The sequence below is a fragment of the Pseudoalteromonas sp. OANN1 genome, from assembly GCF_024124685.1.
Lineage (GTDB): Bacteria > Pseudomonadota > Gammaproteobacteria > Enterobacterales > Alteromonadaceae > Pseudoalteromonas > Pseudoalteromonas piscicida.
The window spans coordinates 34,551-50,985 of the sequence record NZ_JAMXSE010000028.1 but is presented as its reverse complement, the minus strand read 5'-3'; the positions used below and the strand labels follow the sequence as shown (position 1 = coordinate 50,985).

Genomic DNA, 16,435 nt, shown 5'->3' with positions numbered 1-16,435 from the left:
CTAGTGATGAGGCAAGCTATCAACTAGCTTCTCTTTAGCCATTTTTGCACGTGCTTCTAGACGCGTGCTAAAGAAAACACCTGATAGTGCCGCAACCATTCCAGCCATTGTTGGTACCGTAGCCATTGATATGCCTGAAGCCATTAATCGTGCGTTACCCGTACCTTGAGTAGCCATCGTTTCAAATACTGTGATCATACCTGTCACTGTACCTAAAAGACCGATTAATGGACACATCGCAACCAATGTTTTGATAATCAACATGCGCTCATCTAATTTTTCAGACGCTTCAGAAATCCAAGCATCGCGGATTCTGTGTGCGTACCAAGACGTAGTATCTTGGCGGGCGTCCCACTTAGCAACGATATCCTTGTGTAGCTTAGGAAACTCGCCTAGTAGGAACCAATAGCGCTCAATCATTAAAACCCACATTAGAAAGAGTGCTATCGCGACCACGTATAATACATCGCCGCCTGTAGCAACAAAATCCCTGATAGATTCCCATATCTCCATCAGGACTAACATTAGGCTTTCTCCTTCTCCGCGTGAGTAGCAACAATACCTGCGCTTTGCTCATCTAGGATGTGTAGAACCGCTTTGCTACGACCGTGTACAACAGCGTGAAGTAGAATTAGAGGTAGAGCTGCAATAAGACCTAGTGCTGTAGTTACTAGCGCTAGAGAGATGTTACCTGCCATGATTTTCGGATCACCAGTACCGTAAAGTGTGATTGATTCGAATGTCATGATCATACCAACAACCGTACCTAGTAGACCTAGTAGTGGCGCAATAGCCGCTAGGATCTTGATGATGTTTACACCCATCTCAATACGCGGAGTTTCACGTAGGATAGCTTCATCAAGCTTAAGCTCTAGGTTTTCAACGTCTTGATCTTTGTTATCATGATAAACTTTCAAGATACGACCAAGTGGGTTGTTTGTGTTAGGGTTATTCGCGTTTTTGATTTGCGCTTTGATTTTACCGCTAACAATGAATAGGTCTAGCATACGAACGATGGCAATCAATGCACCTAAGATAAGTAGTGCTGTGATGATGTAACCAACCGTGTCACCTTGGTGCCAGCGCTCTTCCATCGTTGCACGTTGAGTATTAAGTTGTAGTAATGAACCACGAGTCGGGTCAACTGCAACCATTACGAATTTATCAGCAGATGCACCGATTAGACGTTCAACACCACCTAGCTCACCACTTGGCTGCTTACCAAGAGGAACAATTTGCTTGTTCTCAGCATCGTAAATAACGTAGCCGTCTTTAGTAACTAGGTTGAAGTTACCAACACGTGTTACTTCTTTAACGTTTACGTCACCATTTAGCTCAGCAACTTCAGCTTCAAACTTAGAAACTTTAGCTGATTCAGTCATTTCAGTTTGGAAAGCAATCCAAAGGTCTTCAAGTTCACGAGTAGTTGGCAGCTCTTTCGCTTCAGCTAGTGAACGAAGCACTTCAGCACGTCCTGGCTTTTCAGCACTTACAAGTGAAGCTTCGATTGAACCGATAGCGTCAGCAGCTGAACGACGTACAACACCGAACATTTCACCAAGTGTACCTTTGGCATTTTCTAGCTCAACTTCTTTTTCAGCAAGTGTGATTTCATTTTGTTTGAACTGCTCATTTAAACGCTCACCGCGTGCTTTTTCTGCAGCCAATTCACGCTTCGCTTTGTTCAACAATGCTTGTTTGTCAGCACGATCGTTTAAAAACTCTTGCTCACGTTGTTTGTTGATTTTGCCTTCAGAGATACGGTTTTGTTTAACCTGCTCTAGGATTTTGTCCAAGGCTTCAGTGTTTGCGTGTGCATTTAGCGCGGCACCAGCAGAAACTGTTAACGCTGCAGCAACTGCAAAACCTTTAAATAGTTTCTTCATCATTAATTACTCCGCGCCAAAGATAGGTAGATCGATAAGTTCAGGAGCCGCTTGCTTACGTGCAATACGGATCATGCTCTTAACTGGCTTAAGATATTCTTCGCCAAGTTGTTCCCACTGCTTAGTGTTGTTGTTCCAAACCCAAGCGTGTTTTTGGTCGAACGACTGAGCTACGTATGCGATACGGCCAAGGCGTGCGAAGTCAACATTGATGTTTTTGCCGTTTTGTTCAAGAGAACCTTGGCTCGCAACGATAGTTGTACTGTAGTCAGTTTCAATCGTGTAAGCTTCAAGCACTTGACGGAACTTCTCAGATGTTGTTACAGATGAGTTAGTCATGATGCTGCGAAGTTTCTCAACGCGCTCTAGACGTGTTTCTTGATTAAACGGAACGTCCGCTTTGATGAATTGCTCAAGCGTATCGATCATGCGATACATCAAAGGCACAACGTCCTGTTTTGTCTTGTCAATAGTACCAATTTGACGCTCAAGAGACTCAATACCTGCATTTTGATCTGCTACAAGACGTGCAACGTGATCGTTATACACTTTAAGCAGTTCTGCTTCTTCAACCAGACCACGGTATTCCGCGATCATTTCTTGAGACTGACCGTAAAGGTTATCAATCTTTTCTTGAGACTTTTTAGCAGCCGTTTGAGTTTGTTGACCTACTTTTTGTATGTCATTCAAAGGATCTGCAATCACATTGCTGCTTGCAAAAGCTGTCGCGCCTAAAAGCGCCGTAGCTACAAGGCTCTTTCTGATTTTAACAGACATAGTTCCCAACCAATTAAGTAATGTTACTTTTATAATTTTCGCGCTCTCACCAACGTGAGAGCAACCCTGATATCATTTGACAGATATCAACTGTCCAATAATGCTAAATGCAACACGATGTGTCAACTTCACTGTGAAAACATTTTTTGTCAATAAATAAGTAATAATTATATACAAAACAAAAAATTAACATCAAAAACACAGCAAAAGATACACATCCTTTGTAAAACCAACCTTTTGCATACGCTGTTTACAATATTTTACATCAGATTTATTCCAATAAATTGAATAGATATTCCAAATAGAAATTATGAATAACCTATTAAAACAGCAGCATAAGCTAGATTTCTCATTGCACAGAACGCAAATTATTTCATCTTCTGCGAACTAACGCAAAATTTGTTTATCTGTCCCAAATCGCTTGATCTATTTTTTCCTGCAGAATTTGAACGAATTCAGCGACGTGTAGACCATCCATTAAGGCATGGTGGACTTCAATACAAAATGGCATCGTACCATCTGCTTTATTGTATTTTCCGAACACAAATTTTGGGATGCCGAAGTCATCTCGACTGTGTCTCGCATGACCAAAACTGGAAAAAGATAACCATGGAAGTATAGATACATGAACACAATTTGGCACCTGACTTTCCATTAAAAATTGCTCATTGACTAGCGGTCCATTTAGTTGCTCAGTTTTGCTATGAATATTGGCGCTAATAAAGCGGTTGAAATCACTTTCAGGTGCGAGCCTTACAAATCTAAAGGTTTCATCCCCTCGCAGAAAAACACTGCTAATTTCTACAGCATCATATTCAACCACCTCTCCTGCCTCTATACGGTAACGAATAGGGGTATAGCTTTGTAATGCCAGTTGTAGTGCGTATAGGCAACTAAGAGAAAACGGAACGGCATTACGTTTACTCATTTCGTAAACTCTTTCCATTTGTAAGCTGACGGTAACGGTGAAGTAAGGTTGGGCAAAATCATTGAAGAACGAAAAGTGTTCTTGGCGAGGCCAAGTATCAAGAGGTATTTTCTTTTTCATACAAAAAAAGGGGCGCATGCCCCTCTCTGGTAATTAAACGGCGATGTTATTATAGACCGTTTTCAATAATCTCTTGAGCTAATTTATCAGCAATTATATGTGTTGAAACTTTCTCATCTTCAGAACGCTTAAAGATTTCGGTTAGCGTGTCGTAGATACCTTCAACGTGTTTAGTTGCTGCTGCCTCATCATAACCTTCAGGTTTTGTTTCATAGTAAACATTGATGATTCCACCAGCATTAATCACATAGTCTGGTGCATATAAAATGCCTTTTTCACGAATGATCTCACCATGACGCGACTCTGCAAGCTGGTTGTTTGCACACCCTGCAATAATCGTGGCTTTGATACGTGGAATAGTGTCGTCATTTACCGTAGCACCTAGTGCACACGGCGCATACACATCAACATCTAAATCATAGATTTCGTCAATACCAACAGCAGTCGCATTGAAATCATTGACCACTCGTTGCACTGACTCTTCGTTGATGTCTGTAACAAATAGCTCTGCACCCGCTTCATGAAGATGCTTACATAAAGTGTAAGCAACTGCACCCAAGCCCTGTACGGCAACTTTGATACCAGCCAAGTCTTGGTGACCATACTTGTGTTGGTAAGCTGCTTTAATTCCAAGGAACGTGCCTAACGCAGTAAATGGAGAAGGGTTACCGCTTTTACCTTCAAGACCCATTACGTAGTTAGTTTCTTTATGCATTACCATTACATCACCGGTTGTGATGTTTACATCTTCAGCTGAGTAGTAACTGCCACCTAGACGGTCTAGGTGCTTACCAAACGCTCTGAATAGTGCTTCTGACTTGATAGTCTTAGCATCGCCAATAATGACAGATTTGCCACCACCAAATGGTAAACGTGCAACCGCATTCTTATATGTCATACCTTTAGACAGGCGCAGTACATCATATACTGCGTCTTCGTCAGAGGCATAATTCCATAGGCGACAACCACCTACCGCAGGACCTAGTTTAGTATTATGTACCGCGATAATCGCTTTTAGACCTGATGCTTCGTCTGAACAGAATACGACTTGCTCATGGTTATCAAATTCAACTTGGTTAAATACAGCCACTTTCTTCTTCTCCAAAAATTATCTATCCCATACGGGTAAGCTCTTAAGTGTGACTTTGCGTTCAATACCACACTAAGGGCAAATAGCGCTGAAATTGGCAAGACTCTATCACTAACTCTAGCACCATTCCACAAATTGAGATGATATAAACCCAATTCAAAGTAAATACAAATATTTAATTTAATAAAAAAACCATATGAGAAAAAACAAACCATTAGAAAATTAAATAGAGGAATTTTAATTCAAGTTATTGAACTTTTCTGAAGTTACTGTTTACGTAAACGGAAGGTAAACAGTCATTGTAAACATATCCATACAAAAAAGGAGGCGTATAGCCTCCTAAGTAGTACTTCGGCTCCCAACTTAACACTGAAACCGAATGTTTGAAGTGGAAAGTACCTATTTTGTACTCTCCATCAATGTATAGCTGATTAACTAAGTTTGCTATCTAACTCTTCAATTCGTGCTTTCCAAATTGCTGGGCCTTGGGTATGCGCATTCTCACCATTGCTATCAACAGCAACCGTCACCGGCATGTCCTCTACTTCAAACTCGTAAATAGCTTCCATACCTAAGTCTTCAAACGCTACAACACGTGATTTCTTAATTGCCTTAGCCACCAAGTACGCTGCGCCGCCTACAGCCATAAGGTACACGGCTTTATTTTGTTTGATTGACTCGACAGTTGCTGGACCGCGCTCGGCTTTACCAATCATGCCGATAAGACCCGTTTTCTCTAACATTAGATCAGTAAACTTATCCATACGTGTAGATGTGGTAGGACCTGCAGGTCCCACTACTTCATCGCCAACAGCATCCACTGGACCCACGTAATAGATGAACTTATTAGTAAAATCGACACCTTCTGGCAAGCCTTGACCAGAATTCATCATTTCTTGCAGGCGTTTATGCGCTGCATCTCGACCAGTTAAGATCTTGCCTGAAAGCAACACCGTTTCACCCATTTTCCATTCTTGGATATCTGCTTTGGTCAAAGTATCTAGATTGACGCGACGCGTATCTTCACCCACTTCCCAAGTCACTTCTGGCCAATCTTCGAGCTTTGGTGCTTTTAGATCTGCAGGACCTGAACCATCTAGTGTGAAATGTACGTGGCGTGTAGCCGCACAGTTAGGGATCATTACCACTGGCTTAGACGCTGCGTGTGTTGGTGCTGTTTTGATTTTAACGTCAACAACGGTTGTTAAACCACCAAGGCCTTGTGCGCCAATGCCTAGCTTATTTGCACGTTCAAAAATATCTAGACGCAGCTTTTCTTCTGCAGTTTCGGCGCCACGTTCCATTAGCTCATGGATATCAACCGGATCCATTAAAGATTCTTTTGCCAATACAGCCGCTTTTTCTGCTGTACCACCGATACCTATACCTAGCATACCCGGAGGACACCAACCAGCGCCCATTGTCGGTAATGTTTTTTCTACCCATTCAGCAACATCATCTGATGGGTTTAGCATCACCATTTTAGTTTTGTTTTCAGAGCCGCCACCCTTCGCTGCAATCATCACTTCAACTTCAGCACCAGGTACTAAGTCAATGTGTACTACCGAAGGCGTATTGTCTTTGGTGTTTTTACGGCTACCAGCCGGATCGGCAACGATTGATGCACGTAGTGGGTTATCTGGATTCATGTAGGCACGACGAGTTCCCTCATCTACCATTTGTTGTACCGTCAAGTCTGTTTTATCCCACTTAACGTCCATACCGACTTTAACAAAGCAGGTGACGATCCCTGTGTCTTGACACAGCGGACGCTTACCTTCTGCTGACATACGTGAGTTAATTAAGATCTGTGCAATTGCATCTTTCGCGGCCTTACTTTCTTCTTTTTCGTAGGCTTTTTCTAATGCTTGGACAAAATCAAGTGGGTGGTAAAATGAGATATATTGAAGCGCATCTTCAATGCTATCAATAAAGTCTTGCTGACGGATTGTACTCATGACGGTTCCTCAATTTTCGACGGTATTTTTTGGTATTGAAACTTTCGCTGGCAATTGTTGTTATTCAGCGTTAGAAAGTCAATTTCAATACCTTAAACTATGGAATAGCAGGTAACTATGATAACCTCCCCGCCCGTTTGGGGCTAGCTTTGCAGGTCAAGTAAATGATAAACGAGCGAATAAACTGTACGAAATTAGACATTAGGCACAATGCACTAGAATTATTTGAACACTTTGCAAACGAATCTCAGGCTATCCTGTTAGATTCCAGCGATTCTAATCACATCAATAGCCGCTACGATATCATTGCGCTTGCACCAATTAATTTACTTGAAGCTAAAGACGGAAATGTATTTTTAGACGGCCAGCTGCAGAGTAGTTCTATTTTCACTATGATGAAAGATAAGCTTGCCCAGTTTAGTAATTGCAGTGCTCCCCATGATTTACCTTTTAATGGCGGTTGGCTTGGTTATTTTGGCTATGATCTCGGCCGTTATATTGAACACATACCACATTGTGCAGAACATGATATTAAGCTACCCGACGCCTGTGTTGGCTTGTATCCAGACGCGTTAATTCATGACAAAGTACTCAAAGCTTGGTTTTATGTGTCACAACCTAATACACAAAGGCTAGAAATGTATTTGCAGCGGCTCAAAGACGCCTCAGCGTTCGAGCCATTTAGACTGACGTCACAGTGGCAGTCAAACATGAGTAGAACACAATACGAGCAAAATTTTGAGCGCATTCAATCTTATTTGCTAAGTGGCGACTGCTATCAAATAAACCTAGCACAACGATTCAGTGCGAGCTTTTCCGGCGCGCCGTGGTTAGCGTATAAAAAGCTTCGAAACCACAACCAAGCACCTTTCTCAGCATTTTTTAACTTGGGCGATAGTGCCATTGTTTCCGTGTCACCAGAGCGCTTCATCCAAGTTAAAGACAATATTGTAGAAACTAAGCCGATTAAGGGCACCTTGCCAAGGTTACCAAATACTGACGCCGATAAAGCGCAAGCTGAAAAACTGCGAAACAGCAGCAAAGACCGAGCCGAGAATGTCATGATAGTAGACCTACTACGTAATGACTTGGGTAAGGTAGCGGAGCCAGGTTCCGTCGCAGTTCCATCACTCTTCGCAATCGAGAGCTTTCCTGCTGTTCACCATCTAGTCAGCACGGTAACGTCTAAACTAGCAGAGGGTAAATGTGCTGTTGATCAACTCGAAGCGGCCTTCCCTGGCGGCTCCATAACAGGTGCCCCTAAGATCCGCGCCATGGAGATCATCGAAGAGCTAGAGCCGCACAGACGCAGCGTTTATTGCGGCTCAATCGGCTACCTTAGCGCCTGTGGTAATATGGATACCTCTATCACTATCAGAACCCTAGTTTGTCATCAAAATAAGATACATTGCTGGGCAGGTGGTGGTATAGTCAAAGACTCTCAAGTACAGTTGGAATTTGAAGAGACTTACCACAAAGTGAATAAAATCCTCCCGGTATTGAATGAAGATTGATCAGGTTATATCGCAATTTATGCTGGCGCCCATCATGGCGCAAACACCAACTACACTGCATACTCTAAAGCAAAGTGCGGTGCTTATTCCTATTGTTGATGTAAACACTCGAGCCCACCTGTTGTTTTGCAAACGCAGCAGCGAATTGCCGAGCCACCCGAGTCAAATTTGCTTTCCTGGCGGCAAAGTCGAACAACAAGATAGCAATATCATCAATACAGCACTGCGCGAAACCGAAGAAGAGATAGGTCTGACAATCTCTGAGTCTCAAGTACTGGGCATATTGCCGTTTATGCAAACGCTAACCGGCTACCAAATCACCCCCGTTGTTGCTTCTGTACAACAAGATGCGACTTGGGTGAATCAAAGCGACGAAGTGCAACAAACCTTTACAGTGCCATTAAACCAATTAAGCACGGCCAAGAATTGGCGAACTTTCCATTTTACCAATAAAGGCAAACCAGTTTCACTCGACGGGTTTATGACACCGCACGGTTTACTGTGGGGCGCAACGGCAAAAATCGTCAAACAGTTCACCGCCCTATTTTAGCTCTTAACTGGTAAGACCTTTTTTAAAATCCCCCTCCACCTTGCAGATTAGAGACCTTTCTATCACGCTTACTGCAAAGCTGGCATATACTTTTGCCGATTATGGGTTACTTCCCTAAGTAGACACGTTATGATGGCGTCCGTTTTAAAGGCAATGTGAGTAAAATTTATGATCAGTGCATTCGATATGTTTAGTATCGGTATTGGCCCTTCTTCCTCTCATACAGTGGGACCAATGCGTGCTTCTAGGTTATTCGTACAAGACCTTCAGGCACAAGGCATCGTTGATGATATCACTTCGGTGAAAGTGGAACTGTTCGGTTCTTTAGGCCAAACAGGTATTGGCCACGGCTCTGGCAAAGCTGTTATTTTGGGACTTGCGGGTTACGACCCTGAGACCATAGATGCAGATCTAGTACCAGAGATCTTAGAAACCATAGAAAATGAACAGGTTATCTATCTCGACAAGCAACATAAAGTAAAATTTCCTAAGCAAGGCGCGATTGTTTTTCACCGTCGCAAAACGCTGCCTAAGCACTCCAATGCAATGGAAATAAAAGCGTACAAAGGCGAAGAGCTTGCTCATAGCCAAATTTACTATTCGATTGGTGGTGGCTTTATCGTTACCGATCAGAATTTTGAAGCTGAAAAGCAAGCAGCGCTAGATATCAGAACAGAAAACCCGGCACCTTATCCATTCAATTCAGCCGCTGAGCTACTGGAAATGTGTAAAGAGTCTGGGCTTAGTGTGTCTTCGTTAATGATGGCCAACGAGAAAACGCTACGTAAAGAATCTGAAATCAAAGAAACGCTATTCCACATCTGGCAAGTAATGAAAGCGTGTATTGAACGTGGTATGAAAACCGAAGGTATTTTACCAGGCGGTTTAAAGGTTCGTCGTCGTGCACCTAGCCTGTATTTAAAACTCAGTGTAGAAACGCACCAAGATCCACTGCGCGCAATGGATTGGGTGGATTTGTTTGCACTGGCAGTCAACGAAGAAAATGCAGCGGGCGGCCGCGTAGTGACCGCACCAACCAATGGTGCAGCTGGTATTCTTCCAGCGGTGTTAATGTACTATCACACTTTTATCAAAGAAGTGGATATAGAGATTGCCACACGTTATCTACTTACCGCAGCGGCAATTGGGATCTTATATAAAAAGAATGCCTCAATTTCTGGTGCTGAAGTAGGATGTCAAGGTGAAGTAGGTGTTGCGTGCTCAATGGCTGCTGGCGCGCTAACCGAAATAATGGGTGGTAACGTTATACACGTCGAGAATGCCGCCGAGATTGGTATGGAGCATAATCTGGGTCTTACCTGCGACCCTGTCGGTGGGCTTGTGCAAGTTCCGTGTATTGAGCGTAATGCGATGGGCTCTATTAAAGCTATTAACGCATCTCGCCTTGCTTTACGCGGTACGGGCGATCAAAAAGTATCACTAGATAAAGTGATTAAAACGATGCTTGATACCGGTAACGACATGAAAACCAAGTACAAAGAAACCGCACGCGGTGGATTGGCAGTAAATATTATTGAGTGCTAACTGACAATTGTCAGTTCACTTTATAGATGACTTAATGGCATCATGATGGCAAATCATGATGCCATTTTTTATGGTGTATACAGATTAAATTACTGATTTTAGTTTACTCTTTATAAGCATGAATAATTAACTTTAGACCAGAGTAAGCGGTAAAATAGCGCATTGTGGTCAAAACCTTTATATAGCAACTGCCTGTTACAACAATAGAGTTTTTATGGTGACAGCACTTAATCACCTTGCAAACGCAAAAGTATCTATTGTCATTTAGTCAAGGCAATATGTAGTAACCATGGAATAATTTCTACAAGATCCATGATAAATAAGCATTATCAGAAATTCAGGCTATTTACATCCATACGGTAATAGATGGATAAAATACGACTAAGCTAAATATCAACATCAATTATCAACAAAAAGGAGTAAATTGATTATGTCCGGCACTACGATGGTTTTTTTAATTGTACTTATTAGCGTTGGTGGAGGCATACTTAGCGAAATGTATAAACGCCGTTTAGAATACAAAAAGTTAGATTCGCAAAGCCAAAAAGAACGAGACCAGTTGCACACAGAGCTTAATGCTTTGAAATCAAGAGTTGCCATTCTTGAGCAGATTGTGACCGACGAAGGTTATCAAGTTAAAAAGGATATCAACAATTTATAATAGCTTCCCGCCAATGATTACAGACAAACAGGTTAAATACTCCTCTAACCTGTTTGTTTTTTCATCTTTCTCAGCTACCATTTACATTCGTTTTCAATGCCATTAACTACTTGAAAGTATGAATAAAAAATAATTTTTATTCACATCGTTATTACAAACAAATAAATTATAAAATTGCTAACATAAATTTACTTGAGTACATTTGTTGCCGTAAAGAGTACAAAGGTAAATAACATGAATAACAATAAATTTAAATACACGGCGCTATCGACAGCGATAGTTTTAGCCCTATCAGCCTGTGGTGGCAGTGATAAAGATAATGGCAACACTGCGCAACAAGTTGACCGTTCACCTCAAGCTGGTGTGACTCAGCTAGAGAATGTGAAACACTGGCAGACCATTTCAGGTACAATTCAGGCTTCAGATCCAGATAGTGATAACCTTTCAATCGCAATATTTGATGGCGAAACTGAGATAACACCGGTAGACAATGTTTATACATTGCCACACGGTGTTTTAACACTAAAGAGTATCTCTACGTTTGATTACTTGCCGCTTACAGGCGAAGCAGCAACAATTAAATATACCGTTACAGCCAAAGGTAAATCTGCAAATGGTAGCATTGAGATCCCAGCATCAATTACAGATCCGCTTGCAAACCAACAGTGGCATTTAAGAAACACTGAACAGTCAGCATTCTCACAAAGCGAAGTGCTCGTAGAACAAATGGCCAAACGTAGACTGGGTAGTTCTGCATCTGAAGATGAGCTCAAAGCCGAAGAACAAAAACTTAGAGATTCATTCGTAGGTAGCAAAATAGCAGGTAACGACCTAAATGTCGCAGAAGCACATGCGTTAGGGATCACAGGTAAAGGCATCATTTCCGTAGTTGTTGACCACGGCACAAATATCGGCCATGAAGATTTGAGCGATAATGTACTTTCAGGTCGTTCAATTAACCTTCTTCCGAATGCAAGCGATCCTACCGATCCGACTATGACAGGATATTGGACTGAGCAAGAAGACAAAGACGGTAATATCGAAGAAGTATACGAAAAAAATGATATTGAAGCGCACGGCACCGCTGTTTCAGGGTTAATCGCAGCTAAGGGGTGGAATGGACTCGGCGGGCGAGGTGTAGCTCCGGACTCAAGCCTTATTAGTATTAACTACTTAGATTATCAACGCGGTGGCCTAATAGATTTAGCCATTATTCACGGCATGGATGGTAGCGGTATCCGTAAAGATGAAAATGTCTTATTTAACAGAAGCTATGGCTATAGCCCTGCCCATTTTTTACCAGAAAACGAAGTTAGAGAATCACTCTTCGCCTATGCACCTTCAACTCTAAGAGACGGTAAAGGAGCCTTAAGTATCGTCGCTGCTGGGAACGAGTTTGTTAATGGTTCACATAATGGTGACTACTGTAAAAGAACGAATGTCGCCAGTATCGGATTAGGCTGTATTGATGTAAACGTTTCTCAAGCCAGCCGCTCGCCGCATAGCTTAACAGTTGCAGCTGTTGCTGCAAATGGTAAGAAGTCGAGTTACTCTTCTGCTGGTAGTGCTCTATTTATTTCAGCTCCAGGTGGTGAATACGGGGCATTTGCTCCTGCGATGGTCACAACAGACGAGATGACATGCTTGGAAGGCTATTCAAGCTTTGCAGGAGTAGAAGAGCTGTACCAGTATGGCTCGCAAGCATTTGTTGAGGCCTTTGCCAACTTCAATTACCCTGGCCATCCACAGAATGCAAACTGCAATTATACAAATACAATGAATGGTACTTCTTCAGCCGCTCCTAACACCTCTGGTGTGATTGCTTTGATACTTGAGGCCAATCCAGATCTGAGTGCAAGAGACATTCGTCATATTTTAGCTACGACAGCGGTCAAGAATGACCCAGAAAATAGTCAAGTTAAATTAACAACACCAACCGGCGAATTCATTGCACATTTAGGTTGGGTGAAAAATGCTGCAGGTTACCATTTTAATAACTACTATGGGTTTGGCCTTGCGAATGCAGGCAAAGCAGTCAAAATGGCGATGAACTACAAGACCGACTTAGGCACACAAATTTCCTCTGAGTGGATCGATGCTGGTAGTCAAATATTGGAAACCAAAATCGATGCTAATGGGTTCCCTGAACTTGTCGCACCAACAACCCCAAGTTTGAACCTTACGATTCCAGATAACGATGCACAAGGTGTTACACATAATATCGTATTAGATGATGAAATGACGGTAGAGTCGATGCAGTTCCGCTTTACGATTTCAAACCCAGAAATGGCACTATATAATAATCCAAGTATTCCTGGTGATACCGCGAGCTCTGCTGGTACTGATCTAGCACTTGAAGTAACTTCTCCATCGGGTACCAAGGCAATTGTACTTGCGTCTAAACATGCCCACTTAATGCCCGCAATCCTAGATGGTTACTATCGTTCAGGCTATGTGCAACTACCTTCAGTACACTTTTTGAGCAATGCATTTTATGGTGAGCAGGCAAAGGGGACTTGGACTGTAAGAGCCGTGGACACTGATAAGCCGGACCAAGTAAACTATTTAAATAGGGCTAATAAAGCGAGTATTGTATTTGCAAACTCAGAACCTTCGACTCTTGAGGGTTGGGGTTTAAGAGTTATCGGGCGTAAGTAAGAGGTAATTAAAATGAATGTAAAAAAACTATTTTTGGCTTCTGTCTCAGTAATTTCAATGAACACACTAGCAAACGTCATGACCTCTGAGCTTAAGCCATTAGAACTAAAAGCCGTTGATGTAGCAACGTTGAAAAAAGTAAAAGATACCGCTGAAACCGCAGTTTTAACTAAAGAAGCAAGACTAAAGGCTCTACCAGCTGCGATTGCAGCACCCGAAAAGACAGTTAGAGTGCATCATGATATTGCCTATGTAAAATCAGCCTCGATACGCAAAGTTGGTTATTATAAAGGAGATGTACTTTCCGACAAGCAAGGAAACAAGCGGGTAGTTTCTGGCAATCTGGAAATTAAGTATAATGGTGACCTGCAAAGTATTGCAAACAAGTTCGATCTCATTATTTTACGAGACTTCGAAAATAAGATTGCTCTAGTTAAACCAAGATCAAATAATATTGAACTGAATAAGCTTGCACTGGAACTAAGCAAGTTAGAACAAGTTGCAGTTGCTGAGGTTGAGTTACTTGGCAGCTTAGAGCGAGCGTTCTAAGTAAGACTGTTGCCACACTAAAAGAAGGCCAGCTCTACAATAATTCAGAGCTGGCCTTGTTGTCTTTGACTACCACTAAATAAACGTAGCGCTAGTATGGTTTGTTGATAGTCAAATTAAGGTTGATATCTTGTATACGTGTATAAAAAGCACGCGATAAATTCCCAACCTTTGTTAAGACCAACTTCCCAGATCCACAACCATCTGGTACCGCTATTGATCTAGTATTGATATATGGCGTCGCCGAATAGCTAACCTGCTGATATCGAACACCAAACGCCCTATCTTCAGCAACTAAGGTATTTTCACAATACAACTGAAAGTCCATTGCAAAGTTAGACGAATACCACGCACTATTTACTGAACCGCTGAGGTTAAAGTCCAATATGCTGTTTTGGCCGATAATGAGTGTCTCAAAGGGAAACTCATATCCAGTTTCAGCATACTGGGGTTCGCCATCTTTAACACTATATCGCTCTTTGATAACGGCAAAGTCGGATTTAGTCAAATTAATGGTTTCACCAGTAATAACAGTTGGTAGTGCAACACAGTGAGTACTCACCGCGATACTGCCAAATAATACAAGTGAACAATATAACTTGCTCATTAGCCACCTACCACTTCGATGACTTTAACTCGCAGCTTCATATCGGTATAAATCGTGTAAAACTGACGGCTTAAATTACCCTCTTTATTAATTCGGATTTTCATCTTTTTACACTGACCCGCTGTATTACGGATCTCACTGACTCTTGGCTTTGCGGTATAGGATACTTGGTCATACCTCACTCCAAAGGCAAAAGTCGCCCCAATTATTTGCTCAGAACTAGGATCATTGGTTGCATCACTGCAACTGACAAACATTGAAGCAAGCATATTGCCGGCAAACCATTTGGTCTTAATCTCTCCATCAACTTCATAGAGCAGAGACTGACCATAATCGCCCTCAACAAACAGCTCTTTCTCATAGCCTACCACTGCTGTAGTACTACCATATGGTTTAGTGATGGGCGTAAAGTCAGAGAAGTCCAATTGGTATATAACACCACCAACATGTACTGGGTTTGCATTAGTAATTGCACTAATGCAGCAAAAAGCAACGCCAGAAAGCAATTTTCTAACCATCATATACACCTTTCCTTAGTTTGAGGTTGAATCAGACACTGTATAGCTTCCAAGTACAGTGCTAACACGGTCGCCTTTAGCTAAATTCACATTGAGTGTTAAAGACTCACAGCTTGACAGATTTTCTCTAAAAACAGACTGCTCAACGCGAATATTTGCGATGTCTGCAACCACATTTTCGTTGGTAAATTCACTGTCGTGGCTTGTGATGTCAAACAAAACGTTGTCATCGCAACGCAGTGCAACCTGCGCCTCAAATTCGGCCTCAGTATGGTTCACCTCACGAGTTGCACCTGTACACACATCAGCTTGCAGATAGGTGCACACAGAGATACTTTGACGACTTATCGTTTTAACTCCACTTACTTCAAGTTCAATAGATAAGTGTCGATTACCCTCAAATTGTAGCGGCGCAATGGACAACGTGTATCCCTTGTCGCTTACCGTCATCTCTGCATCACTAAAAGGTACTGAGTTAGCTTGAGCATTGGCAGACACACCTGAAAATAGCATCGCCGCAATTATAATTGACTTAGAGGTCATCACTTTGCTCCTTTGATACTTTCAATACTCAAATCAAAATCTATACTTTCTATCTGAGTGAAAAATTGACGACTGAGTGACCCTCGCTTAGAGATGTTAATTTTAATTTGCTTGCAGTCACTTACTCCTTTTCTTAACTCAGATATCTGTACCTGACCGGGAATAGAATAGCGATGTGCTCGATAGCCTTGGGCGAGGTCATAACCCACAGGTATACCACTACAAGTGATATTAATATCCGCAATGAAATTTGCAGCAAACCAAGTGGCAGAGAGTTCAGCTGTTGCATTAAATAACAAACTATCGGCGCCGCTACTGTTATCTACGTCCAATAAGGCTTCATAGCCTGTAATCACATTTCTGCCAGCCCAACTCGATGTGATTGGAGTAAAATCTGCAATTTGCAGCTGCTTTATACCGTTATCAATAATTACCGCAGTAGCTGAGCTTTCTGTATTCGCTGCAGCCGCCAAAGGTAAAGCAAGTAGCCATAGTGGCCACTTCTTTGTTTTTATCATGTTCTTTTCCTTA

Annotated in this window: 16 protein-coding genes; 6 read left to right on the top strand and 10 right to left on the bottom strand. The window is 42.1% G+C overall.

The genetic code is table 11. The annotated features are described in order from the left end of the window. The 6 genes from NH462_RS19650 to NH462_RS19625 all read right to left on the bottom strand — a co-directional run bounded on the left by NH462_RS19650 (position 1) and on the right by NH462_RS19625 (position 6,759). Complete coding sequence (locus NH462_RS19650) at positions 1-525, bottom strand: MotA/TolQ/ExbB proton channel family protein (RefSeq protein WP_017218012.1); 525 nt, start codon at positions 523-525, stop codon at positions 1-3. Continuing rightward, positions 525-1,886 carry a MotA/TolQ/ExbB proton channel family protein gene (locus NH462_RS19645; RefSeq protein WP_237116945.1) on the bottom strand — a complete coding sequence of 454 codons (1,362 nt, stop codon included), beginning with the start codon at positions 1,884-1,886 and terminating at the stop codon, positions 525-527. The genes NH462_RS19650 and NH462_RS19645 overlap by 1 nt, the downstream gene beginning before the upstream one ends. 6 nt (positions 1,887-1,892) lie before the next feature. Beyond that, on the bottom strand, positions 1,893-2,663 hold the full coding sequence (locus NH462_RS19640) for a DUF3450 domain-containing protein (protein WP_138582638.1): 771 nt from the start codon (positions 2,661-2,663) through the stop codon (positions 1,893-1,895). Between the two features lie 403 nt (positions 2,664-3,066). Next, positions 3,067-3,729 carry a CatA-like O-acetyltransferase gene (locus NH462_RS19635; RefSeq protein WP_249031242.1) on the bottom strand — a complete coding sequence of 221 codons (663 nt, stop codon included), beginning with the start codon at positions 3,727-3,729 and terminating at the stop codon, positions 3,067-3,069. A gap of 31 nt (positions 3,730-3,760) precedes the next feature. Then, positions 3,761-4,801 (bottom strand): Glu/Leu/Phe/Val dehydrogenase, encoded by a 1,041-nt coding sequence (locus tag NH462_RS19630; RefSeq protein WP_010369022.1) that lies wholly within the window; start codon positions 4,799-4,801, stop codon positions 3,761-3,763. Between the two features lie 431 nt (positions 4,802-5,232). Then, complete coding sequence (locus tag NH462_RS19625) at positions 5,233-6,759, bottom strand: fumarate hydratase (RefSeq protein ID WP_253107393.1); 1,527 nt, start codon at positions 6,757-6,759, stop codon at positions 5,233-5,235. 164 nt (positions 6,760-6,923) lie between these two features. Between NH462_RS19625 and pabB the strand changes: the two genes are divergently transcribed. The 6 genes from pabB to NH462_RS19595 all read left to right on the top strand — a co-directional run bounded on the left by pabB (position 6,924) and on the right by NH462_RS19595 (position 14,236). Further along, positions 6,924-8,273 (top strand): aminodeoxychorismate synthase component I, encoded by a 1,350-nt coding sequence (gene pabB, locus NH462_RS19620; protein ID WP_253107392.1) that lies wholly within the window; start codon positions 6,924-6,926, stop codon positions 8,271-8,273. Then, on the top strand, positions 8,263-8,823 hold the full coding sequence (locus NH462_RS19615; protein WP_010369028.1) for a CoA pyrophosphatase: 561 nt from the start codon (positions 8,263-8,265) through the stop codon (positions 8,821-8,823). The genes pabB and NH462_RS19615 overlap by 11 nt, the downstream gene beginning before the upstream one ends. Before the next feature lie 168 nt (positions 8,824-8,991). Continuing rightward, a complete protein-coding gene (locus NH462_RS19610) occupies positions 8,992-10,368 on the top strand; it encodes an L-serine ammonia-lyase (protein WP_010369030.1) in 1,377 nt (458 codons plus the stop codon). A 430-nt stretch (positions 10,369-10,798) separates the two neighbouring features. Continuing rightward, positions 10,799-11,029, top strand: coding sequence for a hypothetical protein (locus tag NH462_RS19605; protein WP_010369032.1), 231 nt, complete (start codon positions 10,799-10,801; stop codon positions 11,027-11,029). 234 nt (positions 11,030-11,263) lie between these two features. Then, positions 11,264-13,687 (top strand): S8 family serine peptidase, encoded by a 2,424-nt coding sequence (locus NH462_RS19600; RefSeq protein WP_253107390.1) that lies wholly within the window; start codon positions 11,264-11,266, stop codon positions 13,685-13,687. Positions 13,688-13,699: 12 nt separating this feature from the next. After that, positions 13,700-14,236, top strand: coding sequence for a hypothetical protein (locus NH462_RS19595; RefSeq protein WP_253107388.1), 537 nt, complete (start codon positions 13,700-13,702; stop codon positions 14,234-14,236). Positions 14,237-14,327: 91 nt separating this feature from the next. Here the strand turns inward: NH462_RS19595 and NH462_RS19590 are convergent, their stop codons facing one another. The 4 genes from NH462_RS19590 to NH462_RS19575 are packed head-to-tail and all read right to left on the bottom strand — an operon-like array spanning position 14,328 to position 16,422. Further along, complete coding sequence (locus NH462_RS19590; RefSeq protein WP_253107379.1) at positions 14,328-14,843, bottom strand: hypothetical protein; 516 nt, start codon at positions 14,841-14,843, stop codon at positions 14,328-14,330. Beyond that, positions 14,843-15,364: a hypothetical protein gene (locus NH462_RS19585; protein WP_010369040.1), complete on the bottom strand. Its 522-nt coding sequence runs from the start codon at positions 15,362-15,364 to the stop codon at positions 14,843-14,845. The genes NH462_RS19590 and NH462_RS19585 overlap by 1 nt, the downstream gene beginning before the upstream one ends. Positions 15,365-15,376: 12 nt before the next feature. Continuing rightward, on the bottom strand, positions 15,377-15,904 hold the full coding sequence (locus NH462_RS19580) for a hypothetical protein (RefSeq protein WP_253107377.1): 528 nt from the start codon (positions 15,902-15,904) through the stop codon (positions 15,377-15,379). Then, positions 15,904-16,422, bottom strand: a complete 519-nt coding sequence (locus NH462_RS19575; RefSeq protein WP_119231564.1) for a hypothetical protein — start codon at positions 16,420-16,422, stop codon at positions 15,904-15,906. Before NH462_RS19575 ends, NH462_RS19580 begins: the two co-directional genes overlap by 1 nt. Positions 16,423-16,435 lie beyond the last annotated feature (13 nt).